The 25,403-nt window shown below is 50.3% G+C and carries 22 protein-coding genes, 1 pseudogene and 1 riboswitch; of the genes and pseudogenes, 18 read left to right on the top strand and 5 right to left on the bottom strand.

Annotation, left to right across the window (positions count from 1 at the left end; genetic code table 11):
- Window positions 1–20 precede the first annotated feature (20 nt).
- The 4 genes and pseudogenes from DWZ44_RS19565 to DWZ44_RS12745 form a co-directional block, all read left to right on the top strand.
- Window positions 21–77: pseudogene (locus tag DWZ44_RS19565) on the top strand (DUF6783 domain-containing protein); the annotation flags it as partial.
- Between the two features lie 26 nt (window positions 78–103).
- Window positions 104–658 (top strand): stage III sporulation protein AF, encoded by a 555-nt coding sequence (locus tag DWZ44_RS12755; RefSeq protein WP_022463195.1) that lies wholly within the window; start codon window positions 104–106, stop codon window positions 656–658.
- Window positions 659–662: 4 nt separating this feature from the next.
- Window positions 663–1,232, top strand: a complete 570-nt coding sequence (locus DWZ44_RS12750) for a hypothetical protein (protein WP_055228505.1) — start codon at window positions 663–665, stop codon at window positions 1,230–1,232.
- Between the two features lie 13 nt (window positions 1,233–1,245).
- Complete coding sequence (locus DWZ44_RS12745; RefSeq protein ID WP_238033485.1) at window positions 1,246–1,965, top strand: SpoIIIAH-like family protein; 720 nt, start codon at window positions 1,246–1,248, stop codon at window positions 1,963–1,965.
- Between the two features lie 71 nt (window positions 1,966–2,036).
- On the opposite strand, the gene DWZ44_RS12740 is transcribed toward DWZ44_RS12745, so the two are convergent.
- A complete protein-coding gene (locus tag DWZ44_RS12740) occupies window positions 2,037–2,705 on the bottom strand; it encodes an energy-coupled thiamine transporter ThiT (protein WP_055221407.1) in 669 nt (222 codons plus the stop codon).
- Window positions 2,706–2,770: 65 nt separating this feature from the next.
- Window positions 2,771–2,880, bottom strand: a riboswitch (TPP riboswitch).
- Between the two features lie 152 nt (window positions 2,881–3,032).
- Here DWZ44_RS12740 and DWZ44_RS12735 point away from each other — a divergent pair.
- The 5 genes from DWZ44_RS12735 (at window position 3,033) to DWZ44_RS12715 (ending at window position 8,125) form a co-directional block, all read left to right on the top strand.
- Entirely contained in the window at window positions 3,033–3,650 is a 618-nt protein-coding gene (locus tag DWZ44_RS12735) for a DUF4867 family protein (protein ID WP_117805010.1), read from the top strand.
- A gap of 109 nt (window positions 3,651–3,759) precedes the next feature.
- Window positions 3,760–5,226: an L-fucose/L-arabinose isomerase family protein gene (locus DWZ44_RS12730; protein ID WP_117805033.1), complete on the top strand. Its 1,467-nt coding sequence runs from the start codon at window positions 3,760–3,762 to the stop codon at window positions 5,224–5,226.
- Between the two features lie 124 nt (window positions 5,227–5,350).
- Window positions 5,351–6,820, top strand: coding sequence for a xylulokinase (xylB, locus tag DWZ44_RS12725; RefSeq protein ID WP_117805009.1), 1,470 nt, complete (start codon window positions 5,351–5,353; stop codon window positions 6,818–6,820).
- Window positions 6,821–6,841: 21 nt separating this feature from the next.
- Entirely contained in the window at window positions 6,842–7,729 is an 888-nt protein-coding gene (locus DWZ44_RS12720) for an AraC family transcriptional regulator (RefSeq protein ID WP_117510257.1), read from the top strand.
- Between the two features lie 96 nt (window positions 7,730–7,825).
- Window positions 7,826–8,125 carry a YerC/YecD family TrpR-related protein gene (locus DWZ44_RS12715; protein ID WP_022463203.1) on the top strand — a complete coding sequence of 100 codons (300 nt, stop codon included), beginning with the start codon at window positions 7,826–7,828 and terminating at the stop codon, window positions 8,123–8,125.
- Window positions 8,126–8,185: 60 nt separating this feature from the next.
- Here DWZ44_RS12715 and DWZ44_RS12710 read toward each other — a convergent pair whose 3' ends face one another.
- Entirely contained in the window at window positions 8,186–8,806 is a 621-nt protein-coding gene (locus DWZ44_RS12710) for a DUF1836 domain-containing protein (protein WP_055228509.1), read from the bottom strand.
- 179 nt (window positions 8,807–8,985) lie between these two features.
- Between DWZ44_RS12710 and pcrA the strand changes: the two genes are divergently transcribed.
- Complete coding sequence (gene pcrA, locus DWZ44_RS12705; RefSeq protein WP_117805008.1) at window positions 8,986–11,214, top strand: DNA helicase PcrA; 2,229 nt, start codon at window positions 8,986–8,988, stop codon at window positions 11,212–11,214.
- Window positions 11,215–11,281: 67 nt separating this feature from the next.
- Here pcrA and DWZ44_RS12700 read toward each other — a convergent pair whose 3' ends face one another.
- Window positions 11,282–12,166: an N-acetylmuramoyl-L-alanine amidase gene (locus DWZ44_RS12700; protein WP_117805007.1), complete on the bottom strand. Its 885-nt coding sequence runs from the start codon at window positions 12,164–12,166 to the stop codon at window positions 11,282–11,284.
- 190 nt (window positions 12,167–12,356) lie between these two features.
- Here DWZ44_RS12700 and DWZ44_RS12695 point away from each other — a divergent pair, with 190 nt between their 5' ends.
- Both DWZ44_RS12695 and DWZ44_RS12690 read left to right on the top strand, forming a co-directional pair.
- A complete protein-coding gene (locus DWZ44_RS12695) occupies window positions 12,357–13,013 on the top strand; it encodes an NAD(P)-dependent oxidoreductase (RefSeq protein WP_147326119.1) in 657 nt (218 codons plus the stop codon).
- Between the two features lie 2 nt (window positions 13,014–13,015).
- Entirely contained in the window at window positions 13,016–13,537 is a 522-nt protein-coding gene (locus DWZ44_RS12690) for a phosphatase PAP2 family protein (protein ID WP_055268201.1), read from the top strand.
- On the opposite strand, the gene DWZ44_RS12685 is transcribed toward DWZ44_RS12690, so the two are convergent.
- Entirely contained in the window at window positions 13,473–15,035 is a 1,563-nt protein-coding gene (locus tag DWZ44_RS12685) for a PucR family transcriptional regulator (RefSeq protein ID WP_117805006.1), read from the bottom strand. The two genes, DWZ44_RS12690 and DWZ44_RS12685, sit on opposite strands and share 65 nt — an antisense overlap.
- A 335-nt stretch (window positions 15,036–15,370) precedes the next feature.
- On the opposite strand from DWZ44_RS12685, the gene DWZ44_RS12680 reads away from it, so the two are divergent.
- The 6 genes from DWZ44_RS12680 (at window position 15,371) to DWZ44_RS12655 (ending at window position 24,063) form a co-directional block, all read left to right on the top strand.
- Window positions 15,371–16,318 carry a diacylglycerol/lipid kinase family protein gene (locus DWZ44_RS12680; RefSeq protein WP_158565902.1) on the top strand — a complete coding sequence of 316 codons (948 nt, stop codon included), beginning with the start codon at window positions 15,371–15,373 and terminating at the stop codon, window positions 16,316–16,318.
- A complete protein-coding gene (locus tag DWZ44_RS12675) occupies window positions 16,315–17,187 on the top strand; it encodes a glycerophosphodiester phosphodiesterase family protein (protein WP_117805004.1) in 873 nt (290 codons plus the stop codon). The genes DWZ44_RS12680 and DWZ44_RS12675 overlap by 4 nt, the downstream gene beginning before the upstream one ends.
- A 72-nt stretch (window positions 17,188–17,259) precedes the next feature.
- On the top strand, window positions 17,260–17,931 hold the full coding sequence (locus tag DWZ44_RS12670; protein WP_055268197.1) for a phosphatase PAP2 family protein: 672 nt from the start codon (window positions 17,260–17,262) through the stop codon (window positions 17,929–17,931).
- A 246-nt stretch (window positions 17,932–18,177) separates the two neighbouring features.
- Window positions 18,178–21,975 carry a phosphoribosylformylglycinamidine synthase gene (locus DWZ44_RS12665; RefSeq protein ID WP_117510250.1) on the top strand — a complete coding sequence of 1,266 codons (3,798 nt, stop codon included), beginning with the start codon at window positions 18,178–18,180 and terminating at the stop codon, window positions 21,973–21,975.
- Between the two features lie 278 nt (window positions 21,976–22,253).
- Complete coding sequence (locus tag DWZ44_RS12660; RefSeq protein ID WP_055228517.1) at window positions 22,254–22,781, top strand: RNA polymerase sigma factor; 528 nt, start codon at window positions 22,254–22,256, stop codon at window positions 22,779–22,781.
- Between the two features lie 223 nt (window positions 22,782–23,004).
- Complete coding sequence (locus DWZ44_RS12655) at window positions 23,005–24,063, top strand: lactonase family protein (protein WP_022463215.1); 1,059 nt, start codon at window positions 23,005–23,007, stop codon at window positions 24,061–24,063.
- Between the two features lie 84 nt (window positions 24,064–24,147).
- Here the strand turns inward: DWZ44_RS12655 and aroC are convergent, their stop codons facing one another.
- Window positions 24,148–25,254, bottom strand: coding sequence for a chorismate synthase (gene aroC / locus DWZ44_RS12650; protein WP_117510249.1), 1,107 nt, complete (start codon window positions 25,252–25,254; stop codon window positions 24,148–24,150).
- Window positions 25,255–25,403: the final 149 nt, after the last annotated feature.

Genomic DNA, 25,403 nt, shown 5'->3' with positions numbered 1-25,403 from the left:
GTGTCTGAAAAAGGCTTTTCGCAAACTGGGGCTTGCAGATTGCGGAAATGATTTTTCAGACATGCTCTAGCATGTAGTTGGGCAGGCAGCGGCGGGAGGCGGCATGGTAGAAGAGATTCTGCAGTGGCTTAAGAATATTTCAATTTTTCTGATTTTTATGACAACTGTGCTGAACCTGATCCCGGAGAAGGAGGACAAGAAGCCGGTTCAGTTTTTTCTTGGAATTGTGATGGTACTGATTTTTTTTCAGCCCGTGCTAAAAGCGGGAGGTTTGGAGCAGAAAATGGCGCAGACGCTCGACCGTCTGACGCTGGAAGAGGAGGCAGCAGCAATGGAAAATGTACAGATTCGTGCAGAAAGCTTTGAAAAACAGTATTACGTGGGCGCCTGGGAAAAAGAGACGGAGCGCCAGATCCGGATGTATCTGTCAGAGAGCGGCATTCCGGGGGCAGCCGTTTCGGTAACGCTGGAGCCGGGAAACACCGGTGAGGCAAAAGAGATCCGCATTGAAGCGCCGATGCGGCAGACGAGCATTTACCGCGAAGAACAGAAAAAACAGCGGGAAATGCTCGATGAAAAGCTGACAGAGATCAAAAGTGTTTTAAGTGAGGTCTACGGAACCGATCCGGCGCATATTATGGTAGAGATTTCGGAATAGGCCTATGAGGGAAAAGGCAGCGGCGTTTTTCCGGAAACAGAAAAAGGAGCAGTGGATGCTGTACTTCCTGCTGGCGGCAATCGGCGTTGTCCTGCTGCTGCCGACGGGAACAAAAAAGACCAGTGAGGAGACAGAACAGCCGCAGGAGACGGCTGCGCGTCCGGCGGGGGATGCGGGACTTTCGGTGCAGGAGGAGATGGAACAGCGCCTTTGTGACGCACTTTCCCAGATGGACGGTGTGGGCGCAGTGCACGTCGTGGTGACGCTGGAATCCACAGGAAAAAAGATTGTGGAAAAAGATGTCCCAACGCGGAGCACAACGGAGGAAAACAAGAAGGGAGAGGAGACCGGAAGCGTTACATCCTCGTCGCAGGATGAGGCAACTGTCTATGAAAAGACACAGAACGGAGCCGAGACACCGTATGTGGTTTCCGAGGAGTACCCGGCGGTGCGCGGCGTGCTCGTTATCGCAGAAGGCGGGGGAAATCCGGTGACGATACAGGAGATTCAGGAGGCCGTGATGGCATTATTTCAGGTGGGCGCAAATAAGATTAAAGTAGTCAAAATGAAGTAAAGGAGTCAAATGCGTGGAAAAATTAGAACAGGAAATGAATGCACCTGAGAAAATGGCAGAGACACCATCGCCGAAAAAGACGGCCGGGAAAAAGAAAAAATTCCGGAAAAATCAGGTCATCATCACCGCCCTTGCGATCATGATCGCCGTCGCCGGATACATCAACTATGCTGACAGTACCCTGTCCACGAAGGAGAAGGCAGACGGAACCACGGCGGATGCCAGCACCGTTTTAAAAGACATCTCCAGCCTGGACACCGATATCACCGACGAGGTGGATGCCGGCACAGCAGGGGACTCGTCGCGGACCGTCACCGAAACGCCGGGAGAGGCAGTCCTTGCCGGGGCATCTACATACATGGCCCAGGCCAGAATCGACCGCGAACAGATCCGTTCCCAGAACAAAGATACCTTAAATGAAATCATCAACAACACCAATCTCTCCGAAACCGAGCGCCAGAGCGCTGTCCAGAGCATGGTGGAAATGACGGAACTCGTAGAAAAAGAGTCAGCAACTGAACTCCTCCTCGAAGCCAAAGGCTTCACCGACGTCGTTGTAAACCTGACCGGCGAAACCGCCGACATCGTCGTTCCGATGAAAGAAGTAACCGAGGAACAGCGTGCCCAGATCGAAGACATCGTAACCCGCAAAACCGGAATCGGCGTAGAAAACATCGTCATCACCCCCATGAGCTCCGCCGCCGACACAGCCGCAGAGGAGAGTGCTCAGTAAATTTTGATATCCACGTAAAAAATCCGGAAACGCAAAATCATGCGTTCCCGGATTTTTTCACGTAATTCTATTTAATTTGCACCATGTGCCGTTCTTGCAACCGTCTGCAGTGCTTTCTTCACCGGCGGCAGCGAGATCAGAATCACCGTCAGCACACCTTCAGCCAGCAGATAGCTGTAGTTGTAAATAATCGGATACAGCGCCTTTAAAGACTGCGGGAAATTCTCCGGCATATAATCCATCCAGTACAGATACCCGCCTAACGTATGGAAAAATCCCCTCGCCAGCACAGCTACAATATACCCGATCAGCAGCCCGTTTTTCTTCTTTCCAAAGAATCCGGCCACACCCAGCGCCGCAAACGCAAACACATAATCACAGCACACCTGGAACAGCGACAGCACATACGGCCCCTGGATAAACTGCAGCAGTCCATAAGCAAAACCAACGAGAATACCCGTCTTCGCCCCATACCAGTTCGCAATCAGCACAATAAACAGCATCGAAAACAACGTAACCGATCCCCCGTACGGCAACTCAAACACCTTCACATACGAAGTCACAAACGCCAGCGCCATCCCCATCGCACAAAACGCCAGCTTCCTTGCATCCATTCCCGTCCCCTTACTCTTCTGAGCAGAAAGAACCGAAGCAATCACCACCAGCGCCACCATCAGCACCACGCATCCAACATAACCGGCCGTCGTCAGTCCGCCGTCAGCAGTAACAAAAAAACTCATAAAAAAACCTCCTTCGCATTCCGCTTGGAGGGGCTCACATAAAAACACAGTCCCGAATCACCTCCGAAACCACGTTCCAGCTTCCCTACGCAGGAATTATCCCGTTCAGGTAGTGAGGGTCCGTGAGCTTATCCCTGTCCCACGTTCTCAGCCAAAGGCTCCCCTAGCGTCTTATTATTTTAACGTATTAAAGTATACCAACCTCCCCCTTATTTGTCAACCTACCCGTTTTTTCATCCAAATACATGTTGACAAGAAGTACATACAAGTGCTATATTACAATTAGTTCAATCATTAAACTAATTGTACGAAAGGAGCACCAACACAATGCAGATTCTGAAAGTAACAGACGAAGCATTCCGCCAGTACGGCAAAGTCATCAAAGACCTCGACGTCAGCGACATCATCACCGCCATGTCCGAGACCCCATGTCCCGACGACGTAGTCTACGAGCCTGCCATTGAAAGCCTCGAAGCCTGCAAAAGCGCCCAGTCCGTATCCGACAGCCTCTACGGCGGCATGCCGATCCAGATCGGCTACTGCAACGGCCACAACCATTTACTGAACGCCGTAGAATACCACCGCGACAGCGAAATCAACATCGCCGTAACCGACCTGATCCTGATCCTCGGAAAAGAACAGGACATCACCGAAGACCACACCTACGACTCATCCAAAATGGAGGCCTTCTTAATCCCGGCCGGAACCACCATTGAAGTCTACGCAACCACCCTCCACTACGCACCATGCAACGTGGCAGCCAGCGGCTTCAAATGCGTCGTAGTCCTTCCAAAAGGAACCAATACCGACATCACCCTGGAAGAAAAACACACCCCGGAAGACGACCTGCTCTTCGCCAGAAACAAATGGCTCTTAAGCCACCCGGATGCAAACATCGCTGGAAGCGTAGCAGGCATCAAAGGAGAAAACCTCTCGGTAAAATAAAACCAGAGACAAAACCAGAAATCAGAAACACTGCCCCAAAAGAGCAGTTCTGAACATAAAAAGAAACCAAAAACCAAGAAAACCAAAAAAAGGAGGATCTTCAAAAATGATCAACAATACACCGGAAATCAAATTAGGTATCGTTGCAGTAAGCCGTGACTGCTTCCCGAACAGCCTTTCCGAGAACAGAAGAAAAGCAGTCGTAAAAGCATACGACGGAGAAATCTACGAATGTCCAATCATCGTCGAGAATGAAATCGACATGATGAACGCACTCGAAGAACTGAAAAAAGCAGAGTGTGATGCACTTGTTGTATACCTTGGAAACTTCGGACCGGAGACCGAGGAAACCCTGCTTGTAAAATACTTCGACGGACCTTGCATGGTAGTAGCAGCAGCAGAAGAGACCGGCGACGACCTTGTAGGCGGACGCGGCGATGCATACTGCGGCGTTCTGAACGCAAGCTACAACCTGAAACTGCGCAACCTGCACGCATACATTCCAGAGTACCCGGTTGGCGATGCAGAAGACGTAGCAGCCATGATCAAAGATTTCGTACCGGTTGCAACTGCAGTTGTAGCTGTTAAGAACCTGAAAATCATCAGCTTCGGACCGCGTCCGACCAACTTCCTGGCATGTAACGCACCGATCAAACAGCTGTACAACCTCGGCGTAGAAATCGAAGAGAACTCCGAGCTTGACCTGTTTGAAGCATTCAACAAACACGCAGGCGACGAGAGAATCCCGGCAGTCGTAGAAGATATGGCAAAAGAGCTCGGCGAAGGAAACCTGAAACCGGAAATCCTGCCGAAACTGGCTCAGTACGAGATCACCTTGTTAGACTGGATCGAAGCACACAAAGGCTCCAGAAAATACGTAACCCTGACCGGAAAATGCTGGCCGGCATTCCAGACACAGTTCGGATTCGTTCCTTGCTATGTCAACAGCCGTCTGACCAAGATGGGCATCCCGGTATCCTGTGAGGTAGATATCTACGGAACACTGTCCGAGTTCATCGGAACCGTTGTATCCAAAGACACCGTAACACTCCTCGACATCAACAACACCGTTCCGAAGGATATGTATGAGAGCGAAATCAAAGGCAAATTTGATTACACCTTAAAAGATACCTTCATGGGATTCCACTGCGGAAATACCGCTTCCACCAAACTGGCATTCTGCTCTATGAAATATCAGATGATCATGGCAAGAACCCTTCCGGAAGAAGTAACACAGGGTACCCTCGAGGGAGATATCGTTCCTGGAGACATCACCTTCTATCGTCTGCAGAGCACATCTGACGCAAAACTGCGCGGATACATCGCAGAGGGCGAGGTTCTTCCTGTAGCAACACGTTCCTTCGGAAGCATCGGTATCTTCGCTATTCCGGAGATGGGCAGATTCTACCGTCACGTACTGGTAGAGAAAAACTATCCGCATCACGGCGCAGTAGCATTCGGACACTTCGGAAAACCGTTATTCGAAGTATTCAAAATGCTCGGTGTTGAAGTAGATGAGATCGGCTACAACCAGCCGAAGGGTGTTCGTTACCCGACAGAGAATCCGTGGGGCTAATCCGTTCCGGAAGATTCACTGAAAAATAAGAAAGATATGCAGTAACGCATAAGCAAAAGGGCGGAGCAGAGATCTAGGTCTGCTGCCGCCCTTTTTGAAAAAGAGTAGAAAAAGGAGATTCGACATGTATTTTATTGGTGTTGACCTTGGTACTTCCGCTGTCAAACTGCTTCTGATGGACGAGGAAGGCAAAATTGTAAATATTGTATCGAGAGAGTATCCGCTGTATTTCCCGCATCCAGGCTGGTCTGAGCAGAAACCGGAAGACTGGTGGGAGCAGAGCAAAGAGGGAATCCGCGAGCTGGTAAAAGACATAGACAAATCCCAGGTAGCCGGCATCAGCTTCGGCGGCCAGATGCATGGTCTTGTCATCCTGGATGAGAACGATAACGTCATCCGCCCGGCGATCCTCTGGAACGACGGCCGTACCGCAAAACAGACCGATTATCTGAACACCGTAATCGGAAAAGAAAAACTCTCCGAGTACACCGCAAACATTGCATTTGCAGGCTTTACCGCACCGAAGATTCTCTGGGTGAAAGAAAATGAGCCGGATAACTTCGCAAAAATCTGCAAAATCATGCTTCCAAAAGATTACCTGGCATACCGTCTCTCCGGCGCATTCGTAAGCGACTACTCCGATGCATCGGGCATGCTTCTGATGGATGTCAAGAACAAATGCTGGTCCAAAGAGATGGCAGAAATCTGCGGTATTTCCCTGGAGATGCTGCCGGAGCTCCATGAGAGCTTTGACGCTGTCGGAACCTTAAAACCGGAAGTAGCAGCAGAACTTGGACTGCCGGAGACCTGTAAAGTTGTAGCAGGAGCCGGAGACAACGCAGCAGCCGCAGTCGGAACCGGAACCGTAGGCGACGGCATGTGCAACGTTTCCCTTGGTACAAGCGGAACCGTATTCATTTCCAGCAACAAATTCGGCGTAGACAGCCACAATGCCCTGCACGCATTCGCACACGCAGACGGCCACTATCACCTGATGGGATGCATGCTGAGTGCAGCTTCCTGCAACAAATGGTGGATGGATGAAATCATCCGCACAAAAGAATATACAAAAGAGCAGGAGAACATCACAAAACTTGGCGAGAATAATGTATTCTTCCTGCCGTATCTGATGGGCGAGCGTTCCCCGCACAACAACCCGGATGCAAGAGGAACCTTCATCGGCCTGACCATGGACACCACAAGAGAGGATATGACCCAGGCTGTTCTCGAGGGCGTTGCCTTTGCGATCCGCGATTCCTTTGAGGTAGCAAAATCCCTCGGCATCCAGATCGAGAGAACGAAAATCTGCGGAGGCGGTGCAAAGAGCCCGCTGTGGAGACGCATGATCGCAAACGTGCTGAACATCAAAGTGGACCGTATTGAGTCCGAGGAAGGCCCGGCACTTGGCGGAGCCATGCTGGCAGCCGTTGCCTGCGGTGTCTTTTCATCCGTAGAAGAGGCGGCAGAAAAAATTGTTCGTGTGACAGAGACCATCGAGCCGGAACCGGAACTGGTTGAGAAATATGAGCGCCAGTATCAGAAATTTGCAAAGATTTATCCGACCGTAAAAGATCTGTTTACAGAGCTGCTGTAATAAAAAGAGGTAAGAAATAAGATGAAGAAAGTGGAACATGGGAAAACATTTGACCGGAATGCAGCAAACCCGCCGGCGTTTGAAATCTTTCACAACACCGTGACAGAAGGCTATCCGAAGCACTGGCATACCGCAATTGAAATTATCATGCCGACCAGAGGCGAATATGAGGTTGTTGTCGGAAAAGACAGCTATAATCTCAAAGAGGGCGACATCATTATGATCAATTCCGGCGTTGTACACGGAATGAGATTCGTATCCCAGGGAGAACGGATTGTCATGCTGGTGGAACCGGGCTGTGTGGAGAATCAGGAAGAAATGGAAACGATTTTCCTGCGGCTTCCGGCCATCTACTTCAAAAAAGAGGATGAGGAAGATCCCTTCTATCTGTTTCTACGCAGCCAGATTCTGGAACTGGTGCGGGAATACGATAATGAGGGCGCAGTGATGACGCACAGAATCTGCACCGGCCTCAAAGAGCTTTTTTCAGAGTTTGGCCGCAAGGGCTTTTCGGATGCCAACGCGCAGAATACGTTCGGGGCAATGAAGCAGCAGGAATATATAGAGGCTGTTTTAAGCGTCTGCCGTTATATCAATGTCCATTACATGGAGAATCTTTCTCTCGAGGAAGTAGCTGCGGTCAGCGGATTTTCCAAGTTCCACTTTACCAGAATTTTCAAGCAGTACATGAACATGACATTCTATGAGTACCTCAATTCTAAACGCGTCAAACGCGCAGAGGAGCTTCTGTATGACAAAAAGATGAGTATCACGGATGTGGCGATGAATTCCGGATTCTCTTCTTTAAGTGCCTTCAACCGTACCTTCAAGACGGTAAAGGCCTGTTCGCCGAGCGATTACCGCAGACAGCGGGAGTCGATGGTACAGGCTTTGCTGATGCAGGGATAAAAGGACTTGTATTTCACACTTTACTGTGCTAAAATGGTAGTATTCCGAGTTATAAGAATGAGATGGGGACTTAATTTTCGTACAGGAGGGCTTGAAATGAACAAGAAACTTCATTCAGAAGCAGTAGACCAGCTTTTTGAGGCAATTTTGTGTCTGAAGAATAAGGAAGAATGCTATACTTTTTTTGAGGATGTATGCACCATCAATGAACTGCTTTCGCTGTCGCAGCGGTTTGAAGTGGCGAAAATGCTGCGGGAGAAGAGAACGTATCTGGAAATTTCCGAAAAGACGGGAGCATCCACGGCGACGATCAGCCGCGTGAACCGTTCCTTAAGCTATGGAAACGACGGATATGAGATGGTGTTTGAACGGATGGAAAAGAAAGAAAATGTGTAAAATCAAAAAAGACGGTGCGATTCCAACGCAGCCGTCTTTTTTGATTTTACACGTTTGTTCTTAATTTTTCTTTTTCGGATCAGAAGGCGCCGCGAGGGATGCCAGTTCATCCACCATGTGCTCGATCATCTGTTTTTTCAGATAGACATCGAAACTCAGCAGACAGATAAACGAAAAGAGCTGGAGAAATTCCCGGTCCTCCTCCGGTGAGCTGCCGAACATGGACTTGGATACATCCGCTTTTTTCAGAAGATCTTCTTTTACGGATGCAATTTCTTCTTTTTCCATCTGGAAAATTTCGTCGTAGATATCTTTGATGGAAAAGCCGCTCTCCGTGCCGAAATACCGATCGGTGATCGGGGCGAGCAGTGTCTGGATATCCGTGATCGAGAGGATGTTTTTAAAGTAGTAAATAAAAACCAGAAGCATCATGTGCTCCGGCGAATATTTCTTTTTGACCGGCGGCGGGAGCAGCTTGTTTTTTGCATAGTTGTTGATCATTGTTTTTGTCAGAACCTTATCGGACTCGAAGCGGCGCGAAGAAGCGAGCTGTGCGTCCATAAAGGTCGTGACCTGGTCCATATATAAAGCAATGTTCGGGATTTCCCCCGGGCGGATGCCTTCGAGAGAATCCAGTGAATTCAGTAAATCATGAAGAATTTTATCTGAGTCTATCGTCATTTGTTATCACCTCACGGTTCCCATTATATAGTTTTTAATACCAGATAGCAAGGACTTTGCGAAAAAAAGTTTCCATGATAAAAATGCAACGTATGTTCGTTCTTACTTGTAACCGGGGCGGATTTGTTATATACTGAGATGCATGTGAAAAGATTCGAAGCAGATGAAGGAGAAAGAACATGAATCAGACAGAAACAGGATTAAACCCGATGCAGATGGAAGCTGTGGAGCACACCGAAGGGCCGCTTCTGATCCTTGCAGGTGCCGGTTCGGGAAAGACGAGGGTACTGACGCACCGCATCGCCTCCCTGATCCGGGACAAAGGCGTCAATCCATGGAATATTATGGCGATCACCTTTACGAATAAGGCCGCCGGAGAAATGCGTGAGCGTGTCGATAAAATCGTGGGATACGGATCGGAGCGGATCTGGGTCAGCACCTTCCATTCCAGCTGCGTGCGGATTCTGCGCCGCCATGCTGAACGTCTGGGATACGCCAACAATTTTGCAATTTACGATACCGATGACCAGAAATCGCTGATCAAGGACATCATGAAACGGCTCCAGATGGATCCGAAACTGTACCGCGACCGTGCGATCATGGCGGCAATTTCGTCCGCAAAGGATGAGATGATCGAGCCGGACCAGTACCGGATTGACGCGGGAATCGACTGGAAGCTGCAGAAGTATGCGGCAGTTTATGCGGAGTATCAGGCAGAGTTAAAGAAAAACAATGCGATGGACTTCGATGATCTGCTGGTACAGACAGTAAAATTATTCCAGCAGTTCCCGGAAGTGCTCGACTATTATCAGGAGCAGTTCCGCTATATCATGGTCGATGAGTATCAGGATACCAACACGGTTCAGTTCCGCTTTGTGAGCCTTCTGGCGGCAAAATACCGCAATCTCTGCGTTGTCGGCGATGATGACCAGTCGATCTACAAATTCCGCGGGGCGAATATTGAAAATATTCTGAGTTTTGAGCATGTATTCCCGGATGCGAAGGTCATTAAACTGGAGCAGAATTACCGTTCCACGCAGAATATTCTGAATGCGGCAAATGAAGTGATTGCGAATAACCAGGGACGAAAAGCAAAACGCCTGTGGACAGAGAATCCGGAGGGTGACCTGATCGATCTGCGGCAGTTCCAGAGCGGTTTTGAGGAGGCGGAGTACGTGGCAGGAGAAATCACGCGCGGCGTCCGCACGGAGGGAAAGAAGTACCGTGATTATGCAATTCTCTACCGTACCAACGCACAGTCCCGTCTTTTTGAGGAGAAACTGCTGCTTGCAAATGTTCCATATAAAATCGTGGGCGGTGTTAACTTCTATGCGAGACGCGAGATCAAGGATCTGCTGGCGTATCTGCGTGTGATCGAGAACCCGGAGGATGACCTTGCGGTACTGCGTATCATCAACGTTCCGCGGCGCGGTATCGGAGCGGCGACGATCAACAAAGTGCAGGACTGGGAGGCAGAGCAGGGCATCCGTTTCTACGATGCGCTTCTCGAGGCCGAGTATGTGCCGGGGCTGATGCGGTCTTTAAATAAGATTAAATCCTTCACGTCCTTTTTACAGGTACTCCGCGCGAAAGCAGATTATCTGTCGGTCAAAGAGCTGCTGAATGAAATCATCGAGGAGACCGGCTATGTAGCAGATCTGCAGGCGGAGGGAACCGAAGAAGCGGCAGCCCGCATCGAGAACATCGACGAGCTGATTTCAAAGATTGCGGATTATGAGGAGAGCGCCGAACAGCCATCTCTCGGTGGTTTTCTGCAGGAGGTTGCGCTGGTGTCTGATATCGACTCGGTGGATGAGGAGAGCGATTACGTGCTGTTGATGACACTGCATTCCGCAAAAGGACTGGAGTTCCCGAACGTATTCCTTGCCGGCATGGAGGATGGCATTTTCCCGAGCTACATGACGATCACCGGGGATGATCCGTCGGAGCTGGAGGAGGAGCGCCGTCTCTGCTACGTGGGCATCACGCGTGCGATGCAGCATCTGACGTTGACGTGTGCGCGCCAGAGAATGATCCGCGGCGAAGTGCAGTACAACAAGATGTCCCGTTTTGTCAAAGAGATTCCGCGGGAGCTGATTTCCCTGGAGCGGGAGCGCGGGGAGATCGAAGACCAGAAACCGAAGATGGACATTCCGACGAGAGGCAGCGTCTATGCGGCGATGAAGCAGGCATTTCGCGAGAAGCCGCAGCAGGCGAAAACCTTCAGTGCGCAGAAGGCGACGAAACTCGATTACGAAATCGGGGATACGGTGCGCCATATCAAGTTCGGTGTCGGCATTGTCACGGATATCGTGGACGGCGGAAGAGATTATGAAGTTACCGTCAACTTTGACCAGGCTGGTACGAAGAAAATGTTTGCTTCGTTTGCAAAACTGAAAAAGTTATAAGGAGAACGAGAGCGTGCCGGAAAATAAAATTCCGGCACGCTCTTTTTTCGACTGATGCGTCAGACGCTCAGGTGGTAATCAGGGTGGAATAGCCGTCGCGGCGCAGGCGGCGTTCCATCAGAATGGCATTTCCGAGCTGGCGGTAAGCGCCGACCTGGACTTTGAAAAAGCCGTCCTCGGCGAGAAGAAAAGCGGGATAGCCCTGGTCGAGAAGGTCGTAAAGCATACGGTCGGCATTCTGGCGGATGCGGAAAAGGCCGGTCTGGACACGGTAGAAGGTTTCCGGTGTATCGGAAGGATTTTCCTGTTCCGGCGGCGTGGGATGGGGCGAAGCGGAAGCAGTGACGGTATCCGCTGTTGAAACGGACGGACGGGCGGCCTCCGTTTCCGCAGCGCGCCGGTCAGCCTCCGTGACCGTCTCGAGATCCAGCGTTCCAAGCACTGCATCCGCGATGGCGCGGGCGATTTCTTCCAGCTTTTCATCGTAGAGCGTATTGTCCTGCTCATTGTTCAGAAAGCCGGTTTCAATCAGAAGAGCCGGCATTTTCGTCCGCCGCAGAACAACGAGCCCTGGCCGTGCCTTGACACCGAGATTCCGGAATCCCAGCTCCGAGAGCGCGCCGTTAATGTTTTCTGCCATTGTCTGTTTGATGCCGGAGTTGTCATAGACAAGCGTTTCCACGCCGGTATACTGGTTCGGTTCCTCCGAAGAATTCCGGTGAAAAGAAATAAAAAAGTCGGCATCCGCCTGATTGGCCATCTGCGCCTTTTCAAACGGCGTCTGATAAACATCGGTTGTGCGGGTATAAATGACAGAGACACCCTGCCGGGAAAGAAGCTCGCCGACCGCGATGGCGAGGGAAAGATTGTCATCCTTTTCCCTGCGTCCCTCATAGACAGCGCCCGGATCACTTCCCCCGTGTCCGGCATCGATTACGATAGTATAGGGCATAAGATCAAAGCTCCTGAAAATACGGTTCTACTTACGATATGAAGAAAGGACGAAAAAGGTTATACTTTTTTTAGTTTTATTTCATTGTATCGTATACGGGCGGTGTGTTAGAATAGGAGATAACATTAGGAAAGTGTGTCAAAAAATCTGCGGAGGATACAAAAGACACACAGATGAGAGTGAGGATTTCATGAGAATTACAATATTCAGTCTGGGGGGACTGCTTGGGCAGTATGTGACCAACACGGCGCTTCTTCACGGCGCACAGGTGACCGCCTACGTGCCGGATGCAAAAGCGATCTGGCCGAGAAAAAATCTGACCGTGATTGAGGGAAGCCTTCAGAACCGGGAACGCGTGCTGGAGGCACTGCTGGAAGCGGATGCAGTCATCAGCGTGCTGACTCCGATGCGTGTGAAACATGTAAAAGAAGAGGAGACACCGCTGGCTGACGGAAACGCGATGATTCTCTCAGCCATGAAGCAGCTTGGAAAAACGCGGTTTGTGACGGTAGGCCATGTCTGCATTCATGCGTTTGGAGACTGCGAGGACAAATACCAGAGAATGAGTACGAAATTCATGCAGATTTTCTGGCCAGGTGTCTATAAAGATATGCAGAAGATGGGACAGGTTCTGGCACGGAGCGATCTGAACTGGACACTGGTGCGGACGTGTCCGGGAAGAGACGGGAAAGTGAAAAAGGTAGGGCAGAACTGCAGTATTTCGCTGGACGGCAGCCAGTTCCGGCCTGGATACTCGAGAGAGGCCCTGGCGGAATTTCTGTACGAGGCGGCCGCCGATCAGCAGATGTACAGCAGAAAAATGCCCATTTTTTACAGAGAGGGGTAAGAATGGATTTTTCAATTTTATATGCACTGCAGCATCTTCACAATGCAGTGCTCGATCGGGTGATGGTGGGAATTACTTCACTTGGAAATGCGGGATGGATCTGGATTGCGCTGACTGCCGTTTTCTTAATCCTTCCGAAATACCGGAAATGCGGTGTAAGAATGGCGATCGCGCTGATTTTAGATTTGATTTTATGTAATCTGGTGTTAAAGCCGCTGGCAGCGCGCCCGCGTCCGTGCTGGATTGACGAGCAGGTAAAGCTGCTGGTTGCCGCTCCGAAGGACTATTCCTTCCCATCAGGCCATTCGGCAGCCTCGTTTGCGGCGGCAGTCTCTATTTTTGTGATGCACAAAAAAGAAGGAGCTGCCGCACTGATTCTGGCCTGCCTGATTGCATTTTCCAGACTGTATCTGTTTGTGCATTTCCCGACCGATGTCCTGGCGGGAATTGCGGTTGGTTTTATCTGTGCTTTTCTGGCTGCGAAGATCCAGAACGGTTTTCTTCTTCGTTCTCGAGGTCGATAAAACGGAACGAAAGCATCAGATACAGAATTTCATCCGGGCTGGAAAGATCAGATTCTAAAATTTCCTTGATCTTTTCCAGGCGGTAGAGCAGGGTACTGCGGTGGATAAAAAGCTCACGCGCCGTCTGGACGACATTGCAGTGGTTGTCCAGATAGCAGCGGAGCGTCCGCATATAGTCACTGCCGGAGCTGTCGTCGTGCTCCTGCAGAAAGAGAAGTCTCTCATGGCACAGCATGTAGCCTGGGAGCTTTTTTGTTGCCTGATCGAGGATGTAGTCAAACGAGATATCGTTGAACGGATGCATCCGCTTGTCCGGGTATTTTCGCGTGCCGAACTGCAGGGCGATTTTTGCCTGGATATACTGGCGGCGCAGATTCATGTGGCCGTTCATGCAGCGCGAAAAGCCGGCATTTAAGGAGCTGTCCTCCACAAAGTGCACCATGCGTTCCATCAGATCGGTCATGGAAAAATCGGACAGCGTGAGGTTAAAGAACGCAACGATACCGCCGCCGTGCGGAAACGCGGAGCAGCCGGTCAGAATATTTTCCAGATAGGCGCAGACCGAGTTTGCCGTCAGGTTTTTCTGATCCATATCGGAGAGCTGCAGATAGAGGCAGCAGTAGGTGTGGCGGGAATGCCAGCCGAGCGCATCGAGAGCCTGGCTGACCGCAATATAGTCGGCCATCCGGTCGTCGAGGGCACGGAGCAGCACGGTGTGAAGCGACTGCGCCGGCGAGGTTTTCTGCATCACATTGTGCAGGAAGGCGTGATGGATCATTTCTGCAAGAAATTCAAGAAGAAAGCCTTCGGAATCAGAAAGATCCTTTTTTGTGTCGAGGAGCAGCAGGCGGTAGGCGCTCTGACCATGCTGCGTGATGTTGACGCAGAGGGAACCAAGTCCCGTTACGTGATCCGGAAAGCGGAACCATCCATCGAGATCGCGGACGGACGCGTATTCGCTGCTTTCTGTCAAGGAGAGCAGAAGCGGGCGCGTTGCATCGAGGGAGCCAAACACCTTCTCGGGAAAAAAGGAAGGTTCTTCGGACGCTGCGGCGATGATGGAAAAATCCATGCCGACCACCATCAGGGGGTGGGCAAAAACAGGCAGGGAGAGATTTAAAAGATGCTGGATCGATTTTCCGTCGAGCCGTGCCTGCATCAGCTCCTTCTGCCAGGAATCGTACGTCCAGAAAAGCTCCTGCAGGAACGAAAAAACAGCGGATACGCTGCTCTTAACGGCGATCGAAACCGGAACCGGAAGTTCCTCCGGCAGTTCTTCGGTACAGAGAAGAAAAAGGGAGCTGCTTTCTTCCGGGAGGGAGGAAAGAGAGCCGATCTGTTCTTCTGTGCAGAGAAAGACACGGTGCGCAGTGGCTGCGGAGCCTGTCTGATAAAGAACAGGCAGCTCCAGTGTGCCGGAGAGCGGCAGGTTTTCCGGTGCAAGAACCGAAAAAGCGCTGCTTAGTTTATAAGCGAGAAATGCGGGGGAGAGCTTCATCTTATCATCCTCCCTGCGCGTGTCATATCGTAAAAATTCATAAAAACCTCCTCAGAAATGAGTGACGTTCTGCGGACGAAACCGCGGTACTTTTTATTTTAGCAGAACAAAAAGGTCTGTCAAGAAAGAAAAGACAGGGGTGCGGGAATTTTTACGGCGGCAACAAGTTAAGATTTTGTGAAGATAGTTGTGGTTTGCGGGGAAAACTGCTACAATATGGCTGATTTGGTTACTGTTCACTCAGCAGTGAAACACTTGTTGTTTCGCTGCGTAAGAACATGATTCAGGTGATTTGAAGTGGTTTTTTACAGAAGAAAAAGGAAGGTATGACTTTGATGTATCATATTATAGTAAATAAAAAATCGCGGTCGGGGCGCGGCGAGAAGCTGTGGCCGGTGATTGAGGGCGAGCTTGAGCGGCGCAGGACGGAATTTCGTGTATATCCGACAAAGTATCACGGAAGCGCACGGGAGACGGCAGCACGGCTGACCGCGAAAGGGGTATGGAATCCCGATGATGTCCTTCTGGTGATCGGCGGAGACGGTACGGCGAATGAGGCGGTCGATGGAATCACCAGCCTGTCGGATGTAAAGTTCGGTTATATTCCAACGGGAAGCGGCAACGATTTTGCGCGCGGTGCCGGAATTCCCTCCGATCCGCTGCAGGCGCTGGAAGCTGTGCTGAAAGGGGAGGAAAAGGAGATCAACATTGGAACGGCGCTTCTTGGCAGCCAAAAGCGGAGATTTCTCGTCAGCACCGGCATCGGTTTTGATGCAGGCATCTGCCACGAGGCGCTGGCATCAAAAATCAAGAATACGCTGAACCGGCTGCATCTGGGAAAACTTACGTATGTGATGATTGCACTGCGGCAGCTCTTTTATCTCGAACCGTTCACGCTGGATGCAGCTCTGGAAAACGGAGAACACCGTTCGTTTGAAAATGTTCTTTTTGCAGTGGCAATGAATTTTCCGTACGAAGGCGGCGGCTTCTGCTTCTGCCCGGAGGCGGACGGGACGGATGATCTGCTCGACGTGATGGTGGTTTCCAATCTTGCCAAATGGAAAGTCAGCTATCTTCTGCCGATGGCGCTGTTTGGACGCCACACGGGATTTCCTGAGGTACATATGGAGCGGTGCAGCAGCCTTTCCTTTCAGACAGACCGCGCGGAACCGGTCCACCTGGACGGAGAATCGGGCGGACACCGCACGGAGGAAAGGATCGGACTGGAAACGGAGCGTCTCCGCCTTTTGGGCGACTGGGTGAAAGAAGGGATGGAAAGATGATGTTCTGGATCATATTTTTTGCAGTGCTTGCCGTCCTGGCAGCAGGTTATTTCTTTTCCATTCTGCCGGCTACATCGAGACGGCAGGAATGTCTGAAATTTGCGGAATGGAATTATGCGCACCGCGGTCTGTGGAACGCGGCGGAGGGAGTTCAGGAGAATTCTCTTCCGGCTTTTGCCCGCGCGGCGGAGCAGGGATATGCCATCGAGCTGGATATTCAGATCACAAAGGATGGCCGGATTGTGGTGTTCCACGACGACACGATGAAGCGGATGTGTGGAAACGAGGGAAAAATCAGCGATTATACGTATGAGGAACTCCAGCAGTTCCATCTGGGCGACAGCACGGAAAAGATTCCGCTGCTTCGTGAGGTACTGCAGACGGTAGACGGCCGCGTGCCGCTTTTAATCGAAATCAAGATGCCGGGACTTTCCACGGCGGTCTGTGCGGGATTTCAGAAGGAGATGGAGGGGTACACCGGTATGTTCTGCATGGAATCCTTCAACAGCCTGGCCCTCCGCTGGTGCCGCCGCCACATGCCGCAGACGCTGCGCGGCCAGCTTTCCGGCCGTTTTTCAAAGAATGATAAGGTGCATCTGATCCTGCGGATAATGGCGCGTCATCTGATGCTGAATTTTATCGGGAAACCGGATTTTATCGCCTACGACCACCGCTATGCCGACTGCCCGGGCTTCCTGATCGACCGTATGCTGTTTCGGACACCGGCATTTGCATGGACGGTAAAAGATGAGCATGTATATAACCGGACACGGAAAAAATTCGATGCGGCGATCTTTGAACATTTCCATCCCAAGGACGGTTTTCAGAAACCGATGAATTGTTTCTTAAAAAATAATAAAGCTTATTGACTTCGGTTTTCGGTGTGCTATAATTTCAGCAGGTTGAAGAGAAAAACCTCGTCAGAAAAGTGGAGGGAAACTATGAAGACAATAAAAAAATATAAGCATTTTCTTCCGGTAGTGGTTTATGGTATTTTCTATCTGAAATGTTTTCAATATCTGGAAACTCACATTACGAAAGGTTATCATCTGATTCATACTCCGTTTGATGATATGATTCCGTTCTGTGAGTTTTTTGTGATTCCTTATTTTATGTGGTTTGGATATATTGCATGGTCTGTCCTTTATTTCGGCTTCTGCAACAAGAACCGCAGAGAATATTATCAGCTGATTATCAACCTGGGAATCGGAATGACGGCGTTCCTCGTGATCTCCTATCTGTACCCGAACGGCCAGAACCTGCGCCCGACGGTATTCCCACGGGAGAACATTTTCACGGATCTGGTCAGAGGCCTTTACCTGACAGACACACCGACCAACGTATTCCCAAGTATTCACGTATATAATTCCGTAGCCGTAGCTGTTGCCGTAGAACACAGCGAGCAGCTCAAAAACCGCCCGGTATTCCGAAACGTCTGCCTGGGCCTGACGGTGCTGATTGTGTTTTCGACCATGTTTTTAAAACAGCACTCCGTATCGGATGTGTGCTGTGCGCTTGTTATGAATGCGGGAACCTGTATGCTGCTGTACCGGCCGGCAAAGGCGGGGAATGCACTGCGGACACGGGAGAAAAAAGCGAAATATAGAATGTAAAAACGGAAACGGACGGCCCGCGCACCAGAAAGTGCGCGGGCCTGACGGTTTAGGACAGGAGAGAATGGGTGATGAGTGGGATGGTAGTGCAGAAAAAATGAAATGCGTCCGTCTATTAAGAAACAAAACTTATAAAACATATAAGATATATTAATTTCATTTATAAAGATAAATATGCTATTCTGTAAGTAACGAAAGATTGTCCCGTTTTTGGGGGACTATGATTCAGACAAATGGAGGATAAAAATGAGTACAGTCAGACGCGTTTATGTGGAGAAAAAGCCGGAATTTGCGATTAAGGCGAAAGATCTGAAGCATGAAATCAAGCACTATCTGAACATCCAGACCGTAACCAACGTACGGGAGCTGATCCGGTACGATGTAGAAAATATCAGTGATGAGACATATGAGAAAGCATGTAAAGTAGTCTTTGCAGAGCCGCCGGTTGATATCTGCTATCAGGAAGATTTCCCGCGTGCAGAAGGTGCGAGAGTATTTTCCGTAGAATTCCTTCCGGGACAGTTTGATCAGAGAGCCGATTCTGCCGTACAGTGCGTGCAGTTCTTAAAAGAAGACGAGCAGCCGATCATCCGCTCCGCCGTTACGTATGTTATCGAAGGAGAGATGACTGATGAGCAGTTTGACGCAGTCAAAGCACACTGCATCAATCCAGTAGACTCCAGAGAGACAGGACTTGAAAAACCGGAAACCCTCGTGACAAAATTTGAAGAGCCGGCAGACGTCAAAATCTTCGACGGATTCATCGACATGCCGGAGGCAGAATTAAAAGCCCTGTACGATTCCCTCGGCCTTGCCATGACCTTCAAAGACTTCCTGCATATCCAGAACTACTTCCGCGGCGAAGAAAAACGCAATCCATCCATGACCGAGATCCGCGTACTCGATACCTACTGGTCCGATCACTGCCGCCATACCACCTTCTCCACTGAGCTTACCAACGTGACCTTCGGCGAAGGCGACTACTACGAGCCGATGAAAAAAAGCTACGACCGCTACTTAAGCGACCGTGAGGTACTCTACAAAGGCCGTGACGACAAATTCATCTGCCTTATGGACCTTGCCCTTCTGGCAATGAAAAAACTGAAATCCGAAGGAAAACTCGCAGATCAGGAAGAGTCTGATGAAATCAACGCATGCTCCATCGTCGTACCGGTAGATGTAGACGGAAAAGACGAAGAGTGGCTGATCAACTTCAAAAACGAGACCCACAACCACCCGACCGAGATCGAGCCGTTCGGTGGTGCAGCAACCTGCCTTGGCGGTGCAATCCGTGACCCGCTTTCCGGCAGAACCTATGTATATCAGGCAATGCGTGTGACCGGAGCCGCAGATCCGACCCGTCCGCAGAGCGAGACACTCGAAGGAAAACTTCCGCAGAAAAAACTCGTAAGAGAAGCAGCACACGGCTACAGCTCCTATGGAAACCAGATCGGTCTTGCAACCGGCTATGTCAAAGAAGTTTACCATCCGGACTACGTGGCAAAACGTATGGAGATCGGAGCTGTCCTTGGAGCAGCACCGCGCCGTGCCGTTGTCCGCGAAAATTCCGATCCGGGCGATATCATCATTCTGCTCGGCGGCCGTACTGGAAGAGACGGCTGCGGCGGTGCAACCGGTTCCTCCAAAGTACATACGACAGAATCCATCGAGACCTGCGGTGCAGAGGTACAGAAAGGAAACGCACCGACTGAGCGTAAACTGCAGAGACTGTTCCGCCGCGAGGAAGTCAGCCTTCTGATTAAAAAATGCAACGACTTCGGTGCAGGCGGAGTTTCCGTTGCCATCGGCGAGCTGGCACCGGGCCTTAAGATCAATCTGGACAAAGTACCGAAAAAATATGCCGGCCTCGACGGAACCGAGATCGCCATCTCCGAGTCCCAGGAGCGTATGGCCGTTGTCATCGACCCGAAAGACCGTGAGCAGTTCCTGAAATATGCCGCAGAAGAGAACCTGGAGGCAACCGAAGTTGCAGTCGTAACCGAGGACCCGCGTCTGGTACTCTCCTGGAGAGGAAAAGAGATCGTCAATATTTCCCGTGCATTCCTGGATACCAACGGAGCACATCAGGAGAATGATGTCTTCGTAGAGATTCCAAAAGCAGAGGACACCCCGTTAAAAAGAAGCGGTGACATTGCCGACGTGAAAGAAAAATGGCTGTCCACCCTGTCAGACCTCAACGCATGCTCCCAGAAAGGTCTTGTCGAGATGTTTGACTCCTCCATCGGAGCAGCCAGCGTGCTGATGCCGTACGGTGGAAAATATCAGCTGACTGAAACTCAGGCCATGGTTGCAAAAGTGCCGGTTCCGGATGGAAAGACCAACACCGTTACCATGATGAGCTACGGCTTTGATCCATACGTATCGAGCTGGAGCCCGTATCACGGAGCAGTCTATGCCGTAACCGAGTCCCTGTCCCGCATCGTGGCAGTCGGCGGCGATTACAGCAAAGTCCGCTTCACCTTCCAGGAATATTTCCGCAGAATGACTGAGGATCCGCACCGCTGGAGCCAGCCGTTCGCAGCACTTCTTGGTGCATACGACGCACAGATGGGCTACGGCCTGCCGTCTATCGGAGGAAAAGACAGTATGTCCGGTACCTTCAATCATATCGATGTACCGCCGACACTCGTATCCTTCGCGGTTGACGTTGCAAAATTAAAAGATGTAGTATCTCCGGAGCTGAAAAACACAGGAGACAAACTCGTGTGGATCCACCTTCCAGTCGACGCACATCTGCTTCCAGAGTACGAAGGCGTCATGGAAACCTACAGAAAACTGCATGAGGATATGCAGAACGGCCGTGTGAAAGCCGCTTATGTCGTAGACCGTCAGGGTATCGCAGCAGCCGTATCCAAGATGGCATTCGGTAATGCTCTCGGCGTAACCATCGAGCACAATGTAGACGAGAGAGATCTCTTTACTCCATATATTGCAGATCTGATCTGCGAAGTTCCGGCTGAAAAAGTCGGAGAGCTGGCAAGCACCTACACCGTCATCGGTGAAGTGACAGACAAACCGGTTCTTTCCTATAAAGACACCGAAATCACCATCCGCGAGGCCGTTTCCGCATGGAACAAACCGCTGGAAAAAGTATTCAAGACCGTATCCGGGGCAGAGCTTCCGGAGGTAGATGCCCTGAATGTGGCAGCAGCAGACGAAAACGGAATTGTTGCAGACAGCTGCTATCAGGCAAAGAACATCCACGTATGCTCCCACAAGCTGGCACAGCCGACCGTATTCATTCCGGTCTTCCCGGGAACGAACTGTGAGTATGACAGCACCAGAGCTTTCGAGCGTGCCGGTGCAAAAGTTATCACTCAGGTATTCAGCAACCTTTCCGCAGAAGACATCCGCGGTTCTGTCGATGCCTTTGAAAAAGCCATCAACCAGGCGCAGATCATCATGTTCCCTGGCGGATTCTCCGCAGGTGATGAGCCGGATGGATCAGCAAAATTCTTTGCAACCGCATTCCAGAATGCGAAGATCAAAGAAGCTGTTACCAAACTGCTGAATGAGAGAGACGGACTTGCCCTTGGTATCTGCAACGGATTCCAGGCACTGATCAAATTGGGACTCGTTCCGTACGGTGAGATTCTCGGACAGACGGAGGATTCCCCGACTCTGACCTTCAACACCATCGGACGCCATATTTCCAAGATGGTTTACACGAAGGTTGTGACCAACAAATCCCCATGGCTGGCAGGCGCCGAGCTTGGCGGTGTTTACACCAACCCGGCATCCCACGGCGAGGGACGTTTCGTAGCATCGAAAGAGTGGATCGACAAGCTGATGGCAAACGGCCAGATTGCAACCCGCTACTGCGATGTCAACGGAAACCTGACCAACGACGAGTACTGGAATGTCAACGGTTCCTACTGCGGAATCGAGGGTATCACCAGCCCGGACGGCCGTGTCTTTGGTAAGATGGCACACGCAGAGCGCCGCGACAACGGCGTAGCAGTCAACATCTACGGAGAGCAGGATCTGAAGATCTTTGAGTCCGGTGTTGCTTACTTTAAATAAAATAAAACCAAAATAGAAGATTCCCGCAGAGAGGAAGAAAGCTCCTTTCTGCGGGAATTTTTTTGTCAGAACAGTAATTTCTGGTTTCGAAAGAAAAAATTTGATTATGCGCCGCGGTGCAGTTATAACGCAATATTTTGCTTTATTAACAAAAGTAATAAGGTCAAGTAGTAGAAATATTCTGAAAAAACGAAAGATTTCGATAGTCTCAACACATTACATATATGACGGGCCCGGAAGAGAAGGACAGCGAAATAACAGGAGGGAGAAAGAAGTGTATGAGACAAGAGGAGGAACGATTTTTTCAGATCATATTCGAGAAAAACAGTCATGTGCTGTTCCGTTATATCTGCGGTCAGTTGAACAATGACCGGGAGACGGCGAAAGATGTGCTGAACGATGTATGGGAGGTATTGGTGGTAAAATTTGAAACCGTTGCCGATCTCGAAGGAGAAGAGATGACGAAATGGCTGTTCTGTGTGGCAAAAAACAAGATCAAGAATCAGCGCAGAAAACATTATTATCAGAATGAAGTTTCCTATACACAGTATCAGAAAGAGAACAGAAATGAAGGGGAGGCGGGCGCGACAGCCGAGATTGAGGAACGAATGGTGATGCAGAACTGCATCCAGAACCTGAATCCGATGGATCAGCGCATTTTCTGGGGGAGAGCATATGGATTCAGCTACAAAGAGCTCAGCGGATTCTGCAAGAAAAGCGAGCAGGCGCTGCAGTGCCAGTACAGCCGCGCAATCAAGAAACTGCAGGGAATGATGAGTCAGGAAATCAGTCTGACGAGAGCGTAGAAAATGAAAATGGTATGCAGCGGAAACCTCAACTCTTACAATCTAAAAACAATAGAAATATCTAAAAAATTCTCTGCAGGAGAATATCCTGTGTCTAAAAATAAAGTGTTACCGTTTACATATCAAAAATCCGTTTTCCTCGTTGTCGTGGCGCGGAAATTGTGTTAAAATATTTTTAGAAAATTCACACGATGTGCGAGAAGGCAGAAAGGATGAAAACAACATGAAGGATGAGTACGTAGCCTATGTAGGCACTTATACCCATGGAAGCAGCATTGGTATTCATTTATATGATGTAAATGTAGAAGAAGGCACTCTGACAGAGCGAAAAGTCATACCGGTCAACAACTCTTCCCACATTGCCCGTTCCTTAAACGGCAAATACCTGTATTCGATTGCAGATGAAGGCGTTGCAGTGTTTGCAGTGGAGGATGACGGAGACCTGACCCCGATCAACAAAGTAGACATCGACGGCATGCGCGGCTGCTATCTGTCGGTGGACAAAACCGGAAGATACCTGTTCGTGGCAGGCTATCATGACGGAAAAGTAACCGTTGTACATACCCATAAGGACGGCCGCCTCGGAAGTCTGATGGACGGCGTGTTCCACAAGGGCCTTGGCAGTGTGGCAGAGCGTAACTTCCGCCCGCATGTCAGCTGTGTTGTTCCTACACCGGACAACAAATATGTCTGCGCAGTCGACAACGGCATTGACCAGATCAAAATGTACAAGCTGAACACACAGCGTGACCGCCTGAAACTGGTGGATATCCTACGCTGTGAGCGTGAATCCGGTCCGAGAGAGATCGTTTTCAGTGAATCCGGAAAATACGCGTATGTCATTTACGAGCTGATGAACAAAGTCGATGTATTCAGCTACCGTGATACGGGAAACGGACCGGAATTTGAAAAACTGCAGTCGATCAGCACCACATCCGCGAACGTGGACCAGGCGCACGACGCTGCATCCGGCATGTGCCTTTCCCCGGATCACCACTACCTGTTTACTTCTACAGCCGGAGACAATACCGTAGCAATGTTCCATATCGACCCGGAGACCGGCTGCCTGGAGAAGAAGTTTGCACTTCCGATCAGCGGCGAATATCCAAAGGATATTGCAATGTTCCCGGACGGAAAACATATCGCAGTGGCAAACCATGAGTCCAACACGATCACAACATTTACCGTTGATTATGAGAAAAACGTGCTGGTTCAGAAAGGCCGCCCGATGAAAGTGGAGACGCCGAACTGTATTCTGATTACGAAAAAAGGCGTTCACTAAAAAAATAACGCAAAAATGCCTGCAGGAAGAACTGTATCCCGCAGGCATTTTTTGTGTTGAAGCCAGAAAGAAGCAGTCCGGCCTTTATTTCTCGTCCAGAGCCCAGACTTTCTTTACATTGTCCAGTTTGGCGCTCATGCCGACGAGCAGTGCGTCCGCCAGGACAAGAGCGGTCATGCATTCCACGACAACAACGGCGCGTGCAACGACGATCGGGTCGTGGCGGCCTTTGATTTCGATGGCAATGTTTTCACCATCTTTGTTGATGGTCTGCTGGGAAGCAGCAACGGACGGGGTCGGTTTGAAACCAGCCCGGACAACGATATCGCTTCCGTCGCTGATACCGCCTAAAATACCGCCGGCGTGGTTGGTCAGCTTGACAATGGAGCCGTCCGCATTTACATGGAAGGCATCGTTATTGGTAAGCCCGGTAGCTGTGCAGACCGAGAAACCGTCTCCGATTTCCACGCCTTTTACGGCGCCGATGGAGACGAGTGCTTTTGCAAGGTTGGCATCGAGCTTTTCAAACACCGGATCGCCGACACCGGCCGGCATATGGTGAACGACACATTCGACCACACCGCCGACGGAATTTTTTTCCGCCATGGCTTTTGTTAAAAGCCCGGAAGCTTTTTCGGCAGCCTCTGCATCCGGCATATTCAGGGCGTTATTCGCGATTTCAGCGGCATCAAAAGACTGGATTTCCACGTCACCGATGGAGCGGGTGTAGGCGGAAACGGTGATGCCAAGCTCAGAGAGCATTTTTAAGGCAATGGCACCTGCAGCCACGCGTGCGATCGTCTCGCGTCCTGAGGAGCGTCCGCCGCCGCGGTAGTCGCGGAAACCGTATTTTGCATCAAACGTATAGTCGGCGTGGCCCGGTCTGTAATAGGAAGCAATGTCGCTGTAATCTTTGGAATGCTGATCCTCATTCCATACCACCATGGAAATCGGGGTACCGGTCGTTTTTCCTTCGAAAGTGCCGGATAAAATCTGAACGGTATCGGATTCTTTCCGTTTTGTGGTAAAGCGGTTCTGTCCCGGCTTCCTGCGGTCGAGGTAAACCTGAATATCCTCCTCGGAAAGCGAAAGGCCGGCCGGCACTCCGTCCACAACAACGCCCACGCCTTTTCCATGAGACTCTCCCCAGGTGGTCAGTCTGAAGATGGTACCAAATGATGATCCTGCCATATATAAAGTCCTCCTGAATTTTTTCGTATATTTATAAAATAACTGGAAAAGATTTCTAATAAATTATACCGGAAAGTAAAACATTCGTAAAGCTCTTTTTCAGAGACGAAATTCACCGTTATACCGTTTGACAAACGAAAAGGCAGCAC

The organism is Blautia sp. AF32-4BH, assembly GCF_003460565.1.
GTDB classification, from domain to species: Bacteria; Bacillota; Clostridia; order Lachnospirales; family Lachnospiraceae; genus Fusicatenibacter; species Fusicatenibacter saccharivorans.
This window is presented reverse-complemented; position numbering and strand designations above follow the sequence as displayed.